The organism is Rhizobium sp. MHM7A, assembly GCF_005862215.1.
Classification (GTDB): domain Bacteria; phylum Pseudomonadota; class Alphaproteobacteria; order Rhizobiales; family Rhizobiaceae; genus Rhizobium; species Rhizobium bangladeshense.
Genome location: NZ_VCHT01000002.1, coordinates 562585 through 581974 on the forward strand (window position 1 = coordinate 562585; position 19390 = coordinate 581974).

The 19390-nt window shown below is 60.3% G+C and carries 18 protein-coding genes; 12 read left to right on the forward strand and 6 right to left on the reverse strand.

Annotated features, from left to right (window positions below):
* Nucleotides 1-11: 11 nt before the first annotated feature.
* Both FFR93_RS10910 and FFR93_RS10915 read left to right on the forward strand, forming a co-directional pair.
* Nucleotides 12-1070 carry a glycosyltransferase family 2 protein gene (locus FFR93_RS10910; RefSeq protein ID WP_138393216.1) on the forward strand — a complete coding sequence of 353 codons (1059 nt, stop codon included), beginning with the start codon at nt 12-14 and terminating at the stop codon, nt 1068-1070.
* The gene (locus tag FFR93_RS10915) at nt 1067-2752 is read left to right on the forward strand and encodes a hypothetical protein (protein ID WP_138393217.1); all 1686 of its coding nucleotides are present in this window, start codon (nt 1067-1069) and stop codon (nt 2750-2752) included. The genes FFR93_RS10910 and FFR93_RS10915 overlap by 4 nt, the downstream gene beginning before the upstream one ends.
* A gap of 17 nt (nt 2753-2769) precedes the next feature.
* On the opposite strand, the gene FFR93_RS10920 is transcribed toward FFR93_RS10915, so the two are convergent.
* Together FFR93_RS10920 and FFR93_RS10925 are read right to left on the reverse strand one after the other, a co-directional pair.
* Nucleotides 2770-3774 (reverse strand): sugar-binding transcriptional regulator, encoded by a 1005-nt coding sequence (locus tag FFR93_RS10920; RefSeq protein WP_138393218.1) that lies wholly within the window; start codon nt 3772-3774, stop codon nt 2770-2772.
* Between the two features lie 91 nt (nt 3775-3865).
* Complete coding sequence (locus FFR93_RS10925) at nt 3866-4900, reverse strand: sn-glycerol-3-phosphate import ATP-binding protein UgpC (RefSeq protein ID WP_138393219.1); 1035 nt, start codon at nt 4898-4900, stop codon at nt 3866-3868.
* Nucleotides 4901-5051: 151 nt separating this feature from the next.
* On the opposite strand from FFR93_RS10925, the gene FFR93_RS10930 reads away from it, so the two are divergent.
* The 6 genes from FFR93_RS10930 to FFR93_RS10955 all read left to right on the forward strand — a co-directional run bounded on the left by FFR93_RS10930 (nt 5052) and on the right by FFR93_RS10955 (nt 11587).
* Nucleotides 5052-6410: an extracellular solute-binding protein gene (locus FFR93_RS10930; protein ID WP_138393220.1), complete on the forward strand. Its 1359-nt coding sequence runs from the start codon at nt 5052-5054 to the stop codon at nt 6408-6410.
* Nucleotides 6397-7389, forward strand: coding sequence for an ABC transporter permease subunit (locus FFR93_RS10935; protein WP_138393221.1), 993 nt, complete (start codon nt 6397-6399; stop codon nt 7387-7389). Before FFR93_RS10930 ends, FFR93_RS10935 begins: the two co-directional genes overlap by 14 nt.
* A 2-nt stretch (nt 7390-7391) precedes the next feature.
* Nucleotides 7392-8312, forward strand: coding sequence for an ABC transporter permease subunit (locus FFR93_RS10940; RefSeq protein ID WP_138393222.1), 921 nt, complete (start codon nt 7392-7394; stop codon nt 8310-8312).
* 28 nt (nt 8313-8340) lie between these two features.
* Nucleotides 8341-9069: a glycerophosphodiester phosphodiesterase family protein gene (locus FFR93_RS10945; RefSeq protein ID WP_138393223.1), complete on the forward strand. Its 729-nt coding sequence runs from the start codon at nt 8341-8343 to the stop codon at nt 9067-9069.
* Nucleotides 9070-9072: 3 nt separating this feature from the next.
* On the forward strand, nt 9073-9789 hold the full coding sequence (locus FFR93_RS10950; RefSeq protein ID WP_138393224.1) for an HAD-IA family hydrolase: 717 nt from the start codon (nt 9073-9075) through the stop codon (nt 9787-9789).
* Nucleotides 9790-9955: 166 nt separating this feature from the next.
* A complete protein-coding gene (locus tag FFR93_RS10955; RefSeq protein ID WP_138393225.1) occupies nt 9956-11587 on the forward strand; it encodes an FGGY-family carbohydrate kinase in 1632 nt (543 codons plus the stop codon).
* Between the two features lie 26 nt (nt 11588-11613).
* Here the strand turns inward: FFR93_RS10955 and FFR93_RS10960 are convergent, their stop codons facing one another.
* Nucleotides 11614-12069 carry a hypothetical protein gene (locus FFR93_RS10960; protein WP_138393226.1) on the reverse strand — a complete coding sequence of 152 codons (456 nt, stop codon included), beginning with the start codon at nt 12067-12069 and terminating at the stop codon, nt 11614-11616.
* 173 nt (nt 12070-12242) lie between these two features.
* Here FFR93_RS10960 and FFR93_RS10965 point away from each other — a divergent pair, with 173 nt between their 5' ends.
* From FFR93_RS10965 to FFR93_RS10980, 4 genes are all read left to right on the forward strand, one after another.
* Nucleotides 12243-12908, forward strand: coding sequence for a TetR/AcrR family transcriptional regulator C-terminal domain-containing protein (locus tag FFR93_RS10965; protein WP_171049154.1), 666 nt, complete (start codon nt 12243-12245; stop codon nt 12906-12908).
* A 50-nt stretch (nt 12909-12958) separates the two neighbouring features.
* Nucleotides 12959-13978, forward strand: a complete 1020-nt coding sequence (gene ilvC, locus FFR93_RS10970) for a ketol-acid reductoisomerase (protein WP_138393227.1) — start codon at nt 12959-12961, stop codon at nt 13976-13978.
* A 254-nt stretch (nt 13979-14232) separates the two neighbouring features.
* Nucleotides 14233-15291: a polysaccharide pyruvyl transferase family protein gene (locus FFR93_RS10975; RefSeq protein ID WP_138393485.1), complete on the forward strand. Its 1059-nt coding sequence runs from the start codon at nt 14233-14235 to the stop codon at nt 15289-15291.
* A gap of 115 nt (nt 15292-15406) precedes the next feature.
* Complete coding sequence (locus FFR93_RS10980) at nt 15407-16708, forward strand: Coenzyme F420 hydrogenase/dehydrogenase, beta subunit C-terminal domain (protein WP_138393228.1); 1302 nt, start codon at nt 15407-15409, stop codon at nt 16706-16708.
* Here the strand turns inward: FFR93_RS10980 and FFR93_RS10985 are convergent.
* From FFR93_RS10985 to FFR93_RS10995, 3 genes are read right to left on the reverse strand one after another with little or no spacing between them, the layout of a single operon-like run.
* On the reverse strand, nt 16682-17656 hold the full coding sequence (locus FFR93_RS10985) for a hypothetical protein (protein ID WP_064705496.1): 975 nt from the start codon (nt 17654-17656) through the stop codon (nt 16682-16684). The two genes, FFR93_RS10980 and FFR93_RS10985, sit on opposite strands and share 27 nt — an antisense overlap.
* Before the next feature lie 32 nt (nt 17657-17688).
* Nucleotides 17689-18288: a histidine phosphatase family protein gene (locus tag FFR93_RS10990; RefSeq protein ID WP_064705495.1), complete on the reverse strand. Its 600-nt coding sequence runs from the start codon at nt 18286-18288 to the stop codon at nt 17689-17691.
* Nucleotides 18285-19388 (reverse strand): inositol-3-phosphate synthase, encoded by a 1104-nt coding sequence (locus FFR93_RS10995; RefSeq protein ID WP_064705494.1) that lies wholly within the window; start codon nt 19386-19388, stop codon nt 18285-18287. Before FFR93_RS10995 ends, FFR93_RS10990 begins: the two co-directional genes overlap by 4 nt.
* Between the last annotated feature and the right edge of the window lie 2 nt (nt 19389-19390).

Consider the following 19390-nt stretch of genomic DNA (forward strand, 5'->3'; position numbering starts at 1 on the left):
CCGCCGTCCGCATGACGCAAGCACCGTTACTTTCCATCGTCGCGCCTTGCCATAACGAGGAGGAGGGCCTGCGCGAGTTCTGCCGCCGCGCCGCTGCTGCCGCGCAGAGCGTCGCCGGCGACGCCTTCGAACTCATTCTCGTCGATGACGGCTCGTCGGACGGCACCTGGGAGATCATTTCGGAGCTGGCGGCAAAAGTGCCGCAGGTGCTCGGCGTCCGTCTCCTGCGCAATCATGGTCACCAGCTGGCGTCGACGGCGGGTCTTTCCGCGTCACGGGGCGAGCGCGTGCTCCTGATCGATGCCGATCTCCAGGACCCACCCGAATTGCTTTTGATGATGATGCCGATCATGGAGCGCGGCGCCGATGTCGTCTACGGCCAGCGTACGCGCCGCGAGGGCGAAACCTGGTTCAAGCTCGCTTCCGCTTCAATCTTCTATCGCGCTCTCTCCCGACTCGCTTCCGTCAGCATTCCGCGTGATACCGGCGATTTCCGGCTGATGCGCCGGCGCGTCGTTGATATTCTGCTGGCGATGCCGGAGCGCGATCGCTTCATCCGTGGAATGGTCAGCTGGATCGGCGGTCGGCAGGTGGCCCTGCCATACGAACGGGACGCCCGTTTTGCCGGAACGACGAAATATCCTCTGCGCAAGATGGTCAATTTCGCCCTCGATGCGATCACCAGCTTCTCGACGACGCCGCTGCGGATCGCCACATGGCTCGGCATGATCAGCGCCGGCGTGGCGGTGGCGCTGCTAATCTATACACTCGTTCGCTGGCTGCAGGGCGAGACCGTCAGCGGTTGGTCGTCGATCATGGCGGCCGTCAGCGCCTTCAGCGCCATCCAGCTGATCTGCATCGGCATCATCGGCGAATATCTCGGTCGTCTCGTGCAGGAGAGCAAGAAGCGGCCGATGTTCATGGTCGAGACGATCCTGCGGGGCGGCGACCAGGCCGAACTGCCGACGGCTTTTTCGGAAATGAGCGCCGGCGAACGGCGCGCCGCGCTGGATTCGGCCTTTGCGATGGCAGAACCGCGGCCGCAAAAGGGCAACCGGATCAGAAAATGAATCGAATTGCTGCGCCCGTTCACGCCGTGGCGGCCGGACCGGAGGATTTGATCGCCCGGCAGGACTCGACCATTGCGATCGCCGTGTTCATCGCGCTAGCGGCTGCATTGATCGTCCTGTTTCAATTCCCGCCGATTCTCGACTACGCCAATCACTATGCCCGGATCTGGCTGCTTTCGGGCGGTATCGGCGAGCAGCCGTTCCCTGAGATCTATGTGATCGATTGGAATCGCACCTTCACCAATGTGGGAATAGATCTTCTCGCTGTCTGGCTGGGGCCGCTCGTCGGCGCCGACAGGTTGGCGCGTGCATTGCTTTTTCTGGCGATCGTGTTGCCGCCGCTCGGTGCGATCGGGTTGCACCGCTCGCTCTTCGGCGGCCGGCACTACTGGCAGATCGCCATGCTGTCGTTCGCCTGGTGCGCCACGATGATCGGCGGCTTCATCAATTTCCAGATCGGCCTCGGCATGGCCTTTTTCCTCGCGTGCATCGATTTGCGGCTGCAGGGTGGAAATCCGTTCTGGATTTTTGCCTGGCGGCTCGCCGCCGCAGTGCTGCTGACGGTGATGCACATCTTCTCGCTCGGCTTCTATATCGCGATCGTCTGCGGCCTCGAAATTTCCTGGCGCATCGACATATTGCGATCGAGAGTGGGGTTGGCGAGGCTTACCGGCCGATTGGCGTCGGCGATCAGTGCCTGCGCCCTACCGCCGCTCGCCTTGTACCTCCGCACTGCTGCCTTACCGGATGCCGGCGGGAGCGGCCTTGGACTTGCCTGGAACGATGGCCTCATCCTGATCCTGATAAACCTTGTCTCCGCCATCACGACCTATGTTCCGTTGGTTGACGTCGTGCTGATTCTGCCACTGATCCTCATCTGCACGCGGGCCGCACGTGCGGGCGACATGCAGGTGCATGCGGGGCTCGCCGTTACCGCCTGCGGATTATTGCTTCTTTCCTGTATTTCGCCGCGCCACGCTCTCGGCACCGGCTGGATCAGCTGGCGCTTTCCGATCATGACAGCCCTCGTCGCCATGGCGATGGTGTGCCCGTTTGCCAATTTAAGGCGCCGACATGCGCTGTCGCTGGCGCTGATCATCAATCTTGCTGTCTTCGGCCGAGCCGGCTGGGTCGGCTGGAATTGGTGGCTGGCGGAGAAAGATGTCGCGGCTGTCGAGACTGTGCTGAGAAAGGTACCTGCCGGCGCGGCCGTGCTGCCTCTGGGGCATGAACCGGAGACCGCCAGCAGCCTTGCCCATTCCAACCGGCACTTTGCCTGGGGATTGGATACCTTCCGGCATCTGCCGACGCTCGCCGTGCCCTTCTCGCATGCTTTCGTGCCGACGCTCTTTACGGCAAAGGGCAAACAGCCGCTTTCCATCCTGCCGCCGTGGTCGGAGATCGCGGTTCCCGAGGGCAATCTGGTGTCGATCGGCGTACTTTCATGCCCGGCAATGATGCGGGAGTATGAGGGCTTTACACCCTATCTTTCGGATTGGCGCAGGCGTTTCAACTTCATCCTCGTCGCCAATGCCGATATCCCTGACCGCTACGTCGGCAGCTCGATGCCGGCGGGACTGACGCTTATCGGGGATGCCGGTTTCGCCAAGCTTTATGCGATCGACAAGGTAATGCCGGCGGAACCTCTCTCGATCCCGGCCGGTTGCGCCAGGGCGTCGTAGGCTGTGGATGTGCGGCGCTACGAAGTGCGACTAGTCCTCAGCTCGATCGCAAGCTGTCGCGCCTGCCGAGCCGTGTCTTCGTCGCAAATCACCACGTTTCCCAGACCCGACAGCAACACTGCTGCGATAGCATGCACCTTGTTCAGGCCGCCCGACGTGAAGACGACATTGGGAATGGCTCGAAGGGTTTCAAGATCGGGAGCGATTGCGCATCTGTTTATCGCATGGTCGATCGGCCGCCCGATCTTATCGACGAACTGGCCGAGCACGTCACCGCAGGCGCCAGCTGCGAGGAGCTCGTCGATGTTGATGTTTTTGGGAAGGCCGTAGCGCATCAGCAGGGAGCGTTCGGTCATGTCGCCGATGCTGAGCACGATGACGTCATTCGCCTCGATCTGGCGGAACGCCGTCTCAAAAACATCCTGCCTGATGATTGCCGTTCGAGACTCGGGGCTGCCGGCATAGATCGGCGCTGCAAGATAGGAACATTCGGCATGGAGCTGACGGGCAAGATCGCTCGCAATATCGAAGGTGTTGATCTCGATGCCATGCGTAAGTCCGCCCATGACGGAATTGACGCAAATATCAGGCCGTCTGAGCGAAGGCATATGACGAACCATCTCGCGGAGCGTCGCTCCCCACCCGACGCCGACGCCGCGGATATTGCCGCCATTCAGCAATTGCACGAGATAATCGGCGGCCGCCTGGCCGAGCAGGACGGGGATGAGCTCTTCGTCCTCGGGTGTTGGTACGATGATCGCCCGATTCAGCGAGAATTCCGCTGCCAGTTGCTGCTCCAGGGCGATGCAGGACGTCAGCCGGGAATTGAGGGTGATGGTCACGAGGCCAGATCGGCGCGCCTCGGCGATGATCTTATTGACGCGAAGCCTGTTGGTCGAAAGCGCTTCAGCGATCTCACCCTGCGTGCGTCCCTCCATGTAATAGAGCCAGACGACGCGCACCTGCATCTGCTCGTCGGGCAGAGCGATCGGTGCGAAAGAAGCATTTCTGTTCTGTGACATGCGATAATCTGCGCTCCGCTTCGACGCCATGGATCTCAAATCCCCGGCGCTTGTCAATCGCAGCGGCCGGCCGTCATTTGCTTCACTCCCGTCAATCGGTTCGCCGCCCCGTCGACCTATCGAAGGGATGCAGACCATCCCTTCGCACGTAACAGGAAATTCGGTCGCCCTCCTGCAGACGCTGATCGGTGGGAACGCTCGCAACGATGCGCTTATCGCTGCCGTCTATGCGTAGATGCACGTTATTTTCATCGCCGACGGTCTCGATCAATTCGACCTGAGCGTCGAACTGCAGGTCATGCGCCGATCCGGCGCCGAGATTGACCGCTCCCGGCCTGATGCCGATGAGATCCGTATCCCTAGGCAGTGCGAGGTCGCAGGGGCCGAGCTCGTCCAGACCGATGAGGTTCATCGGCGGAGAACCGATGAAGCCGGCAACGAAAACGGTCTCGGGACGGCGATAGACCTCGATCGGTGTGCCGATCTGCTCGATCCTGCCGCCGTTCATGACGACCAGCCTGTCGGCCAGCGTCATGGCCTCGAGCTGGTCGTGCGTGACATAGAGGCTCGTCGTCTTGAGCTGCCGCTGCAGCCTGCGGATCTCGAGCCGCATTTGCACGCGAAGCTTCGCATCGAGATTGGACAAGGGTTCGTCGAACAGGAAGGCGGCGGGATCGCGGACGATGGCGCGGCCCATGGCCACACGCTGGCGCTGTCCGCCCGAGAGCTGGCGGGGGCGCCGCTCAAGGAACTCGCCGATCTCGAGAATGCCAGCGGCGCTGGCGATCCGCCGGTTGATCTCGTCGCGCGGCAGGCGGCGGTTCTTAAGGCCGTATTCGAGATTCTGACGGACTGTCATGTGGGGATAGAGTGCGTAATTCTGGAACACCATGGCGATGTTGCGGTCGGCCGGATCGACATGGCCGACGTCCTTTCCTGATATCCTGAGATGCCCGGAACTTATGGCTTCGAGGCCGGCTATCATCCGCAGCAGGGTCGATTTTCCGCATCCGGAAGGCCCGACCAGCACGATCATCTCGCCGTCTGCGACGGTGAGATTGATCCCCTTTACCGCCGGAACTGGCCCGTAATTCTTCTTCAGATCGATCAGTTCGATAGCTGCCATAGCATCCTCCTTCGCCATCGTCATACATTTGTAACACGCTATTGACATTTGTAACAAGTGACCCCAACCTTGTTTTATCGCCACTCTGGGAGGGGTTGACCGGCGCTGGACGCACCGGTCGGCGAACAACGGCTATGGAGAGGAAAACGAAATGACGGCAAAGTCTTCGATGGGCGCGCGCGTGGGGCGGACAATCCGCTCGTTCGCGGCGGGCGCTGCACTGGCGACGCTTGGATTGGCAGCTGCGGGTGAGGCCAGCGCAGCCGATCGCGTCAAGATCGAATGGTGGAATGCGGCAGGCGGCCGCCTAGCGGAAATCACCAACAAGCTGATTGCCGACTTTAATGCCTCGCAGGACAAATACGAGGTCGTTGGCATTGGCAAAGGCAATTACGAAGAGACCATGGCGGCCATGGTGGCCGCCTATCGCGTCCGCCAGCAGCCGGTGCTGATTCAGGCGGCTGAGCGCGGCTTTCTGACCATGTATAATTCCGGCGCTGTTATTCCGGTGCCGGAGCTGATGGAGAAGGAAGGCTACAAGATCGACTGGAACGATTTCGTCGCTCCGGTCGCCGGTTTCTATCTGGTCGACGGCAAGCCGGCGGCAATGCCGTTCAACAGCTCGACCCCGATCTTCTGGTACAATGCCGATCACTTCAAGGCAGCCGGTTTCGATAAGCCGGGCGAGACCTGGCAAGAAGTCGACAAGCAGCTGCGTGCCATCAAGGAGAAGGGCGTTTCCAAATGCCAGATGGCGCTTGCGAACGACTTTTATTGGAGCCTGATCGAGAATTATGCGGCGATTCACGACCAGCCGTACGGCACCAAGGCGAATGGCTTCGGCGGCCTCGATACCGAGTTCATCTTCAACAAGAGCCCGCTGGTGGTCGGCCAGGTGACGCGCCTCAAGACGTGGATGGATGCCGGCATCCTGCAGATCGCTGGGCAGGGCCTCTCGCCCGACCAGCTCTTTAACTCGGGCACCTGTTCGACCTATGTGGCCTCCACCGCGGCGCATGCTGCCGTCGAAAGCGGCGCGAAATTCACTTGGAGCGCGACATTCCTGCCGCATGAGGAAGGCGTTCAGCCGAAGAATAGCACCATCGGCGGCGGTGCGCTCTGGGTCCTGAAGGGCAAGTCGGAGGAAGAATACGCCGGCGCGGCCGCCTTCCTGAACTTCGTCGCATCGCCGAAGACGCAGGTCTGGTGGAGCAAGCAGACCGGCTATGTTCCGGTCACCAACGCTGCGTATGAACAAGCCAAGTCCGAGGGCTATTACAAGGACCACCCCACCCGCGAGATCGCCATCCTCCAGCTCACGCGTGGTACCCCGACCGACAATTCGCGCGGCTTCCGATTCGGCAATCATAACCAGTCGATGGCGCTTCTGGTGGAAGAGATCCAGGGCGTGTGGACCGGCCAGAAGACACCGCAGCAGGCGCTGGATGCCGCAGTGGCTCGCGGAAACCAGATCCTTCGGCAGTACGAGCAGCTTCATGCAGCAAAGTAGGACCTTCGGAACGATCGGAGGCGCCGCCCGGCGCCTTCGCATCTCGGATATACTTACGACGGGCCGTTCGATCGTGCGGCCGTCGGAGGCCGGATTGAAGTCCGCCCACTTCAACAAGCCGTGGCTTGCCTTTGGCCTGGTTGCGCCGCAGCTGCTGATCCTGCTGTTCTTCTTTTTCATACCTTCTTACAAGGCGCTGTCGCTGGCCTTCGTTCAGGTCGATCCCTTCGGCGGTACACAAATCTTCGTCGGGCTGACAAATTTTTACAATCTGTTCGCCAGCCCGGAGTATCGCGGCAGCGCGTTGTTCACGCTCTGGTTCGCCATTGCGCAGAACGTCGCGACGCTTCTGCTTGCCGGCCTATTCGCCTTTGCGACCGATTTCGTGATCAGGGGAAGGGGGATCTACAAGAGCATCATCCTGCTTCCCTATGCGATCGCGCCTGTCATATCGGGCGTGATCTGGGCCTTCCTGTTCAATCCGGCAGTGGGGCCGATCGCGCAGTTTCTGCATGGGCTCGGCTTCGAATGGGATCCGAACCGGCGTCCTTTCGATGCGCAGCTTCTGGTGACGATCGCCTCGGTCTGGAAGAATGTCTGTTATGACTACATCTTCCTCGTCGCCGCATTGCTGGCCGTGCCTGCCTCGCTGCTGGAGGCCGCAAAGCTCGACGGTGCAAGACCCGTCCGACGCTTTTTCACGATCTCGCTTCCGCTGATCTCGCCGACGATTTTCTTCCTCGTGGTGATGAACTTCGTCTATGGATTGTTTGAAACCTTCGGGATCATCGATGCGGTCACACGCGGCGGTCCGGCGGGGGCGACGAACAGCCTGGTCTACAAGGTCTACCAGGACGGCTTCGTGCAGCTCGACCTCGGCTCGTCGGCCGCTCAATCCGTGCTGCTGATGCTGATCGCCATCCTATTCACCGTCGTCCAGTTCCGCGCCCTCGAGCGCAAGGTCAATTACCAGGTGTAGTCATGCCCGAACGTCATCTCGGTCTTTCGATCTTCTGTCACGCAATATTGCTCATCGGCGCGATTTTAGTCTGCCTGCCGCTCTACTTCGCCTTCGTCGCCGGTTCCCTCACCTTGCAGGAGGTTCAGCAGGCGCCGTTTCCGGTGGTGCCGGGTTCGCATTTCTTTGAAAACCTGGCCGCCGCCTGGCAGCAGGGCGAATTCTCCCAGCTTTTCCTGAATTCGATCATCGTCACCGCCGGCATCGTCCTCGGCAAGCTGGCGATCTCGCTGATCGCCGCATTCGGCGTGACCTATTTCCGGTTCCCGTTTCGCATGACCGCGTTCTGGCTCATCTTCGTCTCGCTGATGCTTCCGGTCGAGGTCCGCATCATCCCGACCTATGAAGCGGTCGCCGATGCCGCAGGGCCGATCCGCTGGCTGGCCGGGACGATCGGGCTTTCCGGCGTAGTCGAGAGCCTCACCGGATACAGCATCGAAGCCTCGTTGAAATGGAACATGGTCAACAGCTATTCCGGCCTGATCCTGCCGCTGATTGCCTCGGCCTCGGCGACCTTCCTGTTCCGGCAATTCTTTCTGACGGTTCCGGATGAACTTTGTGAGGCGGCCAAGCTGGACGGCGCCGGTCCGCTGAAGTTCTTCAAGGATATCCTTCTTCCGCTGTCGAGCGCCAACATCGCGGCCCTGTCGATCATCCTGTTTCTCTATGGCTGGAACCAATATTTGTGGCCGCTGCTCTTCACGACCGACAAGGAAATGGGGACAGCGGTCCTCGGGCTGAAGCAACTCGTTCCGGTCTCCGACTCCGCACCCGCCTGGAACATTGCAATGAGCGCGGCGCTGCTCGTCATGCTTCCGCCTGCTGCCGTCATTCTTTTTATGCAACGCTGGTTCACCAAGGGGCTGGTGGACTCCGGAAAGTAACACGCGACATCTCAAGGACATTCAGACGATGGTGCATATCATCGGCCACCGCGGTGGCCGCAATCTCTGGCCCGAGAACAGCCTCTTGGGCTTCCGCAAACTTGGGCAAATGCCGGTCGATGGCGTGGAATTCGACATCCACCTGACGCGTTCGGGCGAAATGCTCGTCATTCACGATCCGACGCTCGATCGCACGACGGATTCGCAGGGCTTGGTCTCCGACCTCAGCCCCGGAAAACATCGTGAAATCAGCCTCAAGGACAGCGACGGGGAGGCGATCCCGACGCTGGAAGAGGTGCTTGCCGTCTTCAGGGATACGCCGCTCGAGCTTCATATCGAGCTGAAAACCCATGCCGATGGAACGCCTTACGAGGGGTTGGCCGCTAAGGCATTCGCCGCCGTCGAGCGGCTAGGTCTCCTGGAGCGCTCGATCCTGACGAGCTTTCATCCCGATGTGCTTGCCGATATTCGCAAGGCCGCTCCCGGGATTCGCACCCTGTCGTCCTTCGATGCCAAGTCGGCCGAGCGTCTCGGCCTTGCGAGCGGTCTCAGCCTGATGAAGCAATGCTCGGATATCATTGCGATCGAACGGTCGCTGCTTCAGGCGAAGTGGGACGAGATCACCAAGCTCGTGCCGCTCGACCGGCTCGGGGCCTGGGTTCCGAACGAAATGAGCGATCTCGAATACTGGCTTGCCAAACCGATCCGGCAGATCACTACGGACCGGCCGGATCTCGCCCTGCAGGCGCGGAGGTGAGGCATGCTCGATAGCCGCATCGATCATCCCGGAACGCGAGGCGCCATGGACAGAATCGACCTCGTAATCTTCGATTGCGACGGCGTGCTGATCGACAGCGAGCCGATTGCCAGCCGTACGCTCGCGGAAACGCTGCATGGCGCAGGTATCGCGATCAGCGCGGGGGAGGCCCATGTCAAATTCACTGGCAACTCGGAAAGCATCATTGCCGAGATGTGTCGGCGCGAATACGGGATCATCGATGTAGCCGCGCTGTTCGAGAAGTGGCATCTTCATCTCTTCGAGGAATTCGCCCGTTCGCTGACGCCTATTGCCGGCATAGCCGAGGTCGTCAACAGCCTCGACCGTCCGAAATGCGTCGCATCGAACAGCACGATGCGGCGGCTGCGCAACAGCCTGGGCAGACTGGATCTCTGGAGCGCATTCGGCGAAGGCGTCTTCAGCGCCGAATTCGTCGCCCGGCCGAAGCCGGCCCCCGATCTGCTGCTGCATTGCGCCGAGCGTTTTCGGGCCCGCCCGGCCAGATGCATCATGATCGATGACAGCGTTCATGGTGTGGCGGCGGCAATCGCCGCAGGCATGACGGCCATCGGTTTCGTCGATCCGGCCGATCCGAGGCCCGGCCGCCGCGCCGTGCTCGATGCCGCCGGAGCCGCCGCCGTTGCGACAGGGGCAGGGGAGCTCACCGCCATTCTGGAAAATGTCGGAGGGAGGTTGTGATGGCGCCCCAGGCGGAGGGCGCACTCAACGCCCAGCCTCCTTGCCAAGTCGTCGCGACCGCGTAATGTCAGCGTCCCTGGAGGCGGGATCTCTCCAGACAACAGACTTTGAAATTCGACCGCAGCTGTTAATCAACCCGATCCCTGGCGATCCGAAACGAGATACCATGAGCGACACATATCATCCCGCAGAAGCCGGCGCCAAATATGTCGTCGGCATCGATGTCGGCACCGGTAGCGCCCGGGCCGGCCTGTTCGATATGGCCGGGAGCATGCTTGCCTCCGCCAAGCGGAATATCAGCCTGTTTCATGAAGCCGGGTCCATCGTTGAGCAATCGAGCAGAGAAATCTGGAGTGCCGTCTGCGCGGCCGTGCGAGAGGCGGTCGCCGCAGTCGGCGTCGATCCGGCCTCAGTGGCCGGCTTGGGGTTCGACGCCACCTGTTCGCTCGTGGTCCTCGGCGACGGCGGCAAGCCGCTTCCCGTCGGGCCTTCGGAAAATCCGGACCGAAACATCATCGTCTGGATGGATCACCGCGCCGTCCCGCAGGCGGAGCGCATCAATGCGTTTGGCCATGATGTGCTGCGCTATGTCGGCGGCCGCATTTCTCCCGAGATGGAAACGCCCAAGCTTCTCTGGCTCAAGGAGAACCGCCGTGACGTATTCGATGCCGCCTGGCAATTTTTCGATCTTGCGGATTTCCTCACCTGGCGGGCGACCGGCGACCTCTCGCGCTCGACCTGCACGGTCACCTGCAAGTGGACCTATCTCGCCCATGAAAAGCGCTGGGACAGCAGCTATTTCCACCAGATCGGCCTTGGCGTGCTGGTAGACGAAGGTTTTGCCCGTATCGGTACGTCGATCGTCGAGCCAGGTTCTTCGCTCGGCAAGGGACTGACCGATGCTGCGGCGGAAGAGCTCGGCCTGGTGCCGGGCACGGCCGTTGCGGCCGGGCTGATCGATGCCCATGCCGGCGGCGTCGGAACCGTCGGCGCCGATCCGCAGGCCAATCTTGCCTATGTCTTCGGGACCTCCTCCTGCACGATGACATCGACGGCGGAACCGTCTTTCGTTCCAGGGGTCTGGGGACCTTACTATTCGGCGATGGTGCCGGGCCTCTGGCTGAACGAGGGAGGCCAGAGTGCCGCCGGCGCGGCGATCGACCAGCTCCTCTCCTTTCATCCGGCGGCCGGCGAGGCGAGGGAGCTTGCAAAGAGCGCCGGCGTTGCGCTGCCGGTCCTGCTCGCCGACATGGCCACCCGCCAGGCGGGCCGTGCTTCCGATGCAGTCAAGCTGGCGGCCGGGCTGCACGTCGTTCCCGAATTCCTCGGCAACCGTGCGCCCTTTGCCGATCCGCATGCCCGCGCCGTCATTGCCGGTCTCGGCATGGAACGGGATGTCGACAGCCTGGTCTCGCTCTACGTTGCCGGACTTTGCGGCATCGGCTACGGCCTCAGGCAAATTATCGAAACGCAGGCCGAGGCCGGCGTGACGGTCGAAAACATCGTCATCAGTGGCGGGGCAGGCCAGCATGATTTCGTCCGCCAGGTGCTCGCCGATGCGAGCGGCAAACCGGTGGTGGCGACGAAGGCCGAGGAGCCGGTGTTGCTGGGAGCGGCCATTCTCGGGGCCGTCGCCGGCCGTCAATTTGCCGATGTTGGCGAGGCGATGAGCAGACTCACGAAGGTGGAAAAGCGCTTTCAGCCGTCTGACGGTGACGTTTCAGATCTCCATCGCAAGCGTTACGAAGCATTCAAGGAGCTTCAGACGCTGGCGCGCAAGCTTCGCAGCGATGGCTGACGTCGCTGCGCCACAAATGTCGCGGGCTAATTATTGATGGCGATGATCGCCCAATGACTCTCGTCGCAGGCGTTGTCGTCGCAGACCGCGCCCATCCAGACGGCGCCATTTGCAAGCATGACTCCTTCGCTGCTGACGAAGAGATCCTCATATTGTTGGCGCCCGACAGCGCGGCGGGTCTCCAGCGTCACGAGATCGTCGAAATTCTCGATGAAATCCTCGGCGTTTTCGATATCGTAGGTTTCTCCATCTGCCTTTACGCTCAGCGGATATTCGGCAAGTCCTGCGATGGTCTCTGCATCGCCGGTGCGCATCGCCTGGACGAGCTGGCGCAGCGGCCGGTCGAAGCCGGCGGCATCGCCGTGCAATTCCTCGATCCGATTATAGACCTCGCTATCCGACTGCGCGGCGGCGCGGTCGGTGAAGGGCGTCGTCGCCAGGAGCATCGCTCCGGCCAGGAGAAGGGCAGATAGACGCGACATGGAAGCCTCTGGGCAAACGACATTCCGCAGCATTATGCAATCTCAATCCGGTCTCCGCCTATCCAATTCTGGTGCCGCACCGGCCTTTCCCGTATAAAAAATCCGCCGGGCCTGCTTGACGCCCCGAACGGATTGTCGCATAAACCTCACGAACCGTACCGTACGGTACGTACATGGGAGCCAGCATCGTGTCCGTCGATACCGCAGATCCGAGCGAGTTTTCGCCGCGCCAGAATGCCGTTCTGGAGCAGGCGCTACGTCTGCTCGTCGATGGCGGCGAGAAGGCGTTGACGACCTCGGGTGTGGCACGTGCCGCTAACTGCTCCAAGGAAAGCCTTTATAAGTGGTTCGGCGACCGTGACGGGCTGCTCTCGGCGATGATCGCCTATCAGGCGAGCAAGGTGCGCACCTTCGAGCGCAACGGCGAGCGGCTGACGGCGACGAGCCTGCACGACCATGTCGTGATCTTCGCACGTGATCTGCTTGAAGTTCTTGCGGGCGACGTCTCGCTGGCGCTGAACCGGCTGGCGATCGGCCAGTCCCATCGCGACGGCTCGAAGCTCGGCAAGCTCCTGCTCGAGCGCGGCCGGCGCCAGATCGATCGGCGCGCGATGGCGCTGATCGACGCCGGAAAGAGGGCGGGGCTGCTGCGTTTTTCCGATGCCGACGAGGCTTACCACACGCTTTACGGCCTTGTTGTCTCCGACCTGCATGTGCGCATGCTGCTCGGCGAGCCGGGCCTCAAGGATACTGCGCGCCAGGCGGAAAGGGCGGTGACCTCCTTCCTCCGGCTCTACGGCACGGAGAAGGTTCTGGCGGAGATGCCGGCTCTCGGCTGATTTCGCCTTAATGACAATCAACAGGACAAGCACAAGGGAAGGAACTTCAAATGCGCGTCTATTACGATCGTGATGCCGATCTCAACCTCATCAAGGCCAAGAAGGTCGCCGTCATCGGCTACGGCTCGCAGGGCCGCGCCCATGCGCTGAACCTGAAGGACAGCGGCGCCCAGAACGTCGCAATCGCGCTGAAGGCCGGTTCGCCGACCGTCAAGAAGGCAGAGGCCGATGGCTTCAAGGTCATGACGGTTGCCGAAGCCGCCGGCTGGGCCGACCTGATGATGATGGCGACGCCGGACGAACTGCAGGCCGACATCTACAAGTCGGACATCGCTCCGAACATCCGTGACGGCGCTGCCATCGCTTTTGCCCATGGTCTCAACGTTCATTTCGGCCTGATCGAGCCGAAGGCTTCCGTCGACGTCGTCATGATCGCCCCTAAGGGCCCAGGCCATACGGTTCGCGGCGAATACCAGAAGGGCGGCGGCGTTCCCTGCCTCGTCGCCGTTCACCAGAACGCTTCCGGCAATGCTCTTGAACTCGCTCTCTCCTACGCCTGCGGCGTGGGTGGCGGCCGTTCAGGCATCATCGAAACCAACTTCCGGGAAGAGTGCGAAACCGACCTCTTCGGCGAACAGGTCGTTCTCTGCGGCGGTCTCGTCGAACTCATCCGCGCCGGTTTCGAAACGCTGGTCGAAGCCGGCTACGCACCCGAAATGGCCTATTTCGAGTGCCTGCACGAAGTGAAGCTGATCGTCGACCTGATCTATGAAGGCGGCATCGCCAACATGAACTACTCGATCTCCAACACGGCCGAGTGGGGCGAATACGTCACCGGCCCGCGCATCATCACCGAAGAAACTAAGGCCGAGATGAAGCGCGTCCTTAAGGACATTCAGACCGGCAAGTTCACCTCCGAGTGGATGCAAGAATACCGGTCGGGCGCCGCCCGCTTCAAGGGCATCCGCCGCAACAACGACAGCCACCAGATCGAGGAAGTCGGCGCGAAGCTGCGCGGCATGATGCCCTGGATCGGCAAGAACAAGCTGGTCGACAAGTCGGTCAACTAAGCTGTTCGAGTAAAGCAAAATAGCGAGGCCCGGAGTAAAGCTCCAGCCTCGACGCTGCTGATAACCCCCGGCTGAGCTGGGGGTTATCTGATTCATTGCGACATGCTGAAGAACCTGATCCAAAACAGGCTGCAATCGAGCACCGGTGGGTGGTGATCACATCACGCGAACCAGGAGGCGAGCCTCGGTTTATTGGGAACGTAAATGGAGTTGGTCGGTTAGAGAATATTCTTTCGATCTGCTTCAGGGACCAGATGCCTAAGGCCGGGATTCTTACCTTTCACCGCTGCATAAATTACGGCTCTTATTGGCAGGCACGCTGTCTGGCCGAGGGCCTCGCGTCCATGGGGGTAGAAGCCGTTCTTCTGGAACACATGTCGGACCGCGTGAACCGCGCAGAATGGCGATGCGCGCTGCAGCCGCTGCTTCCTGCCGCAACGCCGAAGGAAGACTACCCGCTCTACAAAGCGAAAATCCGGAAATTCTTTCACTCGTTTGCCAGCCTGCCCCTTTCGCCGCCTTTTCCCTTGGAGAATCCAGCCGGGATGGATGATTATTCGCTCATCATCGTCGGCAGCGACGAGGTGTGGAACCTCCGCCATCCCTGGTATGGCGGGTATCCGGTGTTTTATGGAGAGGGCCTGCGATGCAGGCGCCTTGTCTCCTATGCCGCAACTTTTGGAAGCCTGACGTCATCGGAGCGGCTGGAGGGTTGGGCGGAAAAGCTGCGAAGGTTTTCTCATATTTCGGTCCGGGACCTCCATTCAGAGCGGATCATCCGCGAGACATTGGGACTGGAGCCAGAACTCGTTCTTGACCCGTGCCTGCAATTTCCGCAGATGCTGAACGCGAGCAGAGATGGCCGGGAGGCGGCATCATATATAGCCGTCTACGGGCATAGTTTCCCCACGTGGTTCCAGGATGCGATGCGCCGATGGGCACGAGACCGGGGCTATCCGCTTGTAAGCATCGGCTATCGGAACGATTGGGCCGACGAGCAATGGATTGATGCCGGGCCGGAGGAATTCGCTGGGTTCATCTCCGAAGCAAAGGCTGTCGTGACAAATTTCTTTCACGGGTGTGTGTTCTCGCTCATCAATGAGAAGCCGTTTGCATGTGTCCTCTCCGACTACCGCTCCAACAAGATTCGCGATCTAACGCAGCTCGTGCGAGCCGAACATCATGTGCTGACCGAAGATGCGATCCCGTCGCTAGACGTTATCCTTGGCAACCCGCTTCCTACGGGCATTTCGCAGCGAATATCCTCCCTGCGTCATAGATCCAGCGCCTATCTCAGCCATGCCTTGCAATAGCTCCGGTCAACATAGTCGGCTCGCGTCCGGTATTGCTCCCAAGGATATTATGGGCTCCGGCCTCTGCATCGGCTGCGGATCCTGCGTCGCAAAGTCAGCGCGACCTGATGTGCGCATGGAACTTGACCGATACGGCCAGATGAAGCCAAAAGGCCCGAGGACTTGGTTGCGGGGTCGCGATGAAGATTTGGCCCGAACCTGCCCGTTTTCCCCGGTGGCCCGGGACGAGGAGCAACTGGCGGCCGAATATTTTGCCGGCGCGAAAAACCAAGACCTTCTAGTGGGTCGTTACGAGGCTGCCTTGGTCGGCCATGTCGAGGAAGGGGAATACCGTTCCAACGGCAGCTCCGGAGGTATGGTCACCTGGGTGGCGGCGGAATTGCTGCGCCTGGGGCTCGTCGACGGTGTCGCTCACGTCAAGCAGAGCGATGATCCGCAATCGGAAGGGCGCCTGTTTCATTATTCGCTGTCACGTAATCTGCAGGAACTTCAGGCAGGCGCCAAATCTCGATATTATCCAGTCGAGCTTTCCGGAGTGCTTCAGTCCATTCGCGGGGCCCCCGGTCGGTATGCCGTGGTTGGCATTCCCTGTTTCATCAAGGCGGTGCGACTGGCCTGTGCCGACGACCCAATATTGAAGGAGCGAATTGCTTTCACGCTTGGGCTGTTTTGCGGCCATATGAAAAGCGCGCGCATGGCCGAGAGCTTCGCGTGGCAGATGGGCGAGGACATTCGGCACGTCAAACGCCTCGATTACAGGATAAAGTCTCCGGATCGGCCTGCGAATTGGTATCGGGCTCAACTGACGCTCGAAAACGGTGAGACGTGTGCCCAAGATTGGTGGCATCTGGCCGATGGGGACTGGGGTGCAGGCTTTTTTCAGAACTCCGCTTGCAATTTCTGCGACGACGTCGTTGCAGAAACGGCCGATATCGCTTTCGGGGATGCGTGGAAGGAGCCATACTCATCTGATGGAAGAGGAACGAACGTGGTGATCGTTCGCTCAAAAGCACTTCTAGATGTTGTAGAAGCGGGGATAGATCAGAAGAGGCTCGCGCTGTCGTCTGTCGACGCCGATTTTGTTATAGCTACCCAGGCTGCGGGATTCCGTCAGCGCCGCGAGGGCCTCTCATTCCGTTTGACCTGGCCTCGTAACGGTATGCGCCCGCGCAAGCGCGTCAGTGCCCGCAGCGATGGACTGTCTCGTCAGCGCAAGGCGGTCTACATCATGCGTTACGGGATCAGTCATTGGAGTCATCGCGTCTTTTCAATCGCCCAGTTCCTGCATAGCCCCAGACTTTACATTCTGTGGGCTCGTGCTGCCTTGGCATGCTATCAGGGAGTGGCCTATTCCCGAGGACCGATCGGCAGGATAGCTCGGAGCCTGGGTTTAGCCGGCTCCGAGGGACGCACGTGATTCAAGACCCAGCAATCGGGCAGCTGATCTCGCGACGCGCGACACATATCCGCTATCCTGGCGGGGTGCATAACGTTCGACCATTTCTTCGCAGAAACCGGCGAATTCTTCGGGCACCAAGGGGGGACTGGTATGGTGCGGCGCGATACCCCGATGCTCCGGCGTGAAGCAGAATGTCACCGTTACGTCGAAGTCTTCGAGGGCCTGCATCTGTCGGTCGAACCAATCGAGAGCATTAGGCCGGAATCGGTCCGCCCAGGAAAGCCCAGTGCGCACAGATTTCACGCCCAGCCGTCTCATCCAGGCAGCCGCCTCCTCCAGTCGCGGGTCTTCGAAGTGGAACCATTGCACCAGCCCGAAATCCGGCGTGTGTTTGGCAAACTCCTCAAGCGCCGGCTTGGGCGTTCCGTCTTCGCGCAGAATTCCCATATAGTAGTGCCGATAGTAGGAGGAGCCTTCAGCTTCGCGATGGCGCGTTGTTGCCTCCCATGACCGGGGGAGGTCGTAGAGGCTGTACCATTGGCAGCGCTCGACTTTACCCTTGAGCAACTCGGCAGTTCGCTGCAGACCCCACAACTGCACTTCCTCCGCGCCGAAGGTCGAGACACCGACTTCGCTGACCCAGATGGGCAGATCTGTGACAGCGCGAATTTCGTTGATTTTCTCCGGCCACTCATGAATCTGCCACAGGTTCCAGTCGAGGGGGAAACCATGCAGCGCGACGGCGTCGAGGTGATCGAGCACGCCGTAATTCTTCATGCGGCTGATAAAGAAGGGGTCGATCGGAGATATTCCGCCGAGCACCTTCGTCAGTTCCGGATTCTTGGCTGCGATGGCATCGGCCGCGAGGATTGCCATCTGAGCAAACAGGCTCCATTCAGGATCGATTTCAGGATCCCAGTGCGATTTGTTGTTGGGCTCGTTCCAGATCATCGTAGCTTCGATCATTTGACTTCCCCGGAAAGGATTTAACGAACGGGTTATAAGGTCACTTCGTTGAGCGTGATCATTTTGGCGCCCCAGTCGCCGACTACAAACGTTGTGACGGAGGCGGGCGCGATATCAAATCTCGGCCAGGCATCGATCGGCAGTCCCAGAACATGACTCACGGCCGCCTTGATGACATCGGCATGAGACACCAGCGCAATGCGCCTATCGTTGCCGCGGCCGGCCAAAGTCTCTATAAGGCCGAAAATCCGAGCCTGGACGTCCAGCATCGTCTCGCCTCCGGGCGTGCGGGTGAGGCTGCGTGTGGTGTTCCAGCGGCGCCACAGGGGATCGTCATTGAGAACGTCGAAGGTCTTTCCGGACCAGTTTCCGAAATTCACTTCGTCCAAAGCATCGTCTGATTGCGGCAGAGACAGGCCACAGGCTGATGCTATACCGACTGCCGTCTCCCGTGTTCGTTCGCGCGGGCTGGTGTAGATCTCATTGATGTCCTCGCGGCGCAGCCTCTGCCCGAGCCGCTGAACTTGCGAGCGGCCGGCTTCGCCAAGCGAAACTCCAGCTGTGCGGCCCGCCAGGAAACTCCCGACATTGTCGTGCGCGGCGTGACGTATCAGGAAGAACGTTGCCGTCATTCCGCGGCTCCGCGCAGAACATCCTCCTGGTCATCGATGAAATCCTGCGTTCGGCGACGGGCCTCGTAATCGGTGAATTGTTGTGGGGGCGATTTCATGAAATAGCTCGACGGCCCTGTCAGGGCTCCGCCCACGCCTCGGTCGAGGGCCAGTTTCGCGCAGCGTATTGCATCGATGACAACGCCGGCGGAATTGGGGGAGTCCCATACTTCAAGCTTGAGCTCGGCATTGAGCGGCACGCCCCCGAAGGTAGTGCCCTCCAGACGAATATAAGCCCATTTCCGGTCGGTGAGCCATGGGACATGGTCACTTGGTCCGACATGTACATCGTCGGCAGGAAGCGGAATATCCAATTGGCTGGTGACCGACTGGGTCTTGGAGATTTTCTTTGATTCCAACCGCTCCCGCTCCAGCATATTGAGGAAATCGGTGTTTCCGCCGAAATTGAGCTGATAGGTGCGATCCACACGGACGCCCCGGTCGCGGAAGAGATTGACGAGCATTCTGTGGACGATCGTTGCGCCCACCTGGCTCTTGATATCGTCGCCGATGATCGGCAGCTTTCGAGCAGCAAACTTCTGCTGCCATTCCGGTTTGGAGGCTATGAATACCGGAATGCAATTGATAAACGCGCAACCTGCCGCCAGTGCCTGTTCGGCGTACCATTTCGTTGCTTCTTCCGAGCCAACCGGAAGATAGGAAACCAGCACTTCGGTCTTGGTTTGCCTGAGGATTTCGGTTACGTCCGTTGGGGGCTCCGGAGATTCCTCGATCCGATCCTGAAGATACCTCCCTATCCCATCCATCGTCCTGCCGCGTTTAACCTCGACTCCAATCGGGGCGACATCCGCGAAACGCTGTGTGTTGTTTGGCTCGGCGTAGATCGCTTCCGCGACATCACGCCCTACCTTTGAAGCCGCGACATCGAAGGCGGAGGATATTTCAATATCGCGCACGTGATATCCACCGAGTTCAATGTGCATGAGGCCTGGAACCGGCTCGTTTTCCCGCACGTTATCATAGTAGGTAAGTCCTTGAACCAATGACGAAGCGCAATTGCCAACTCCCACCAATCCAACGCGAATGGATTTTGAACGCATGG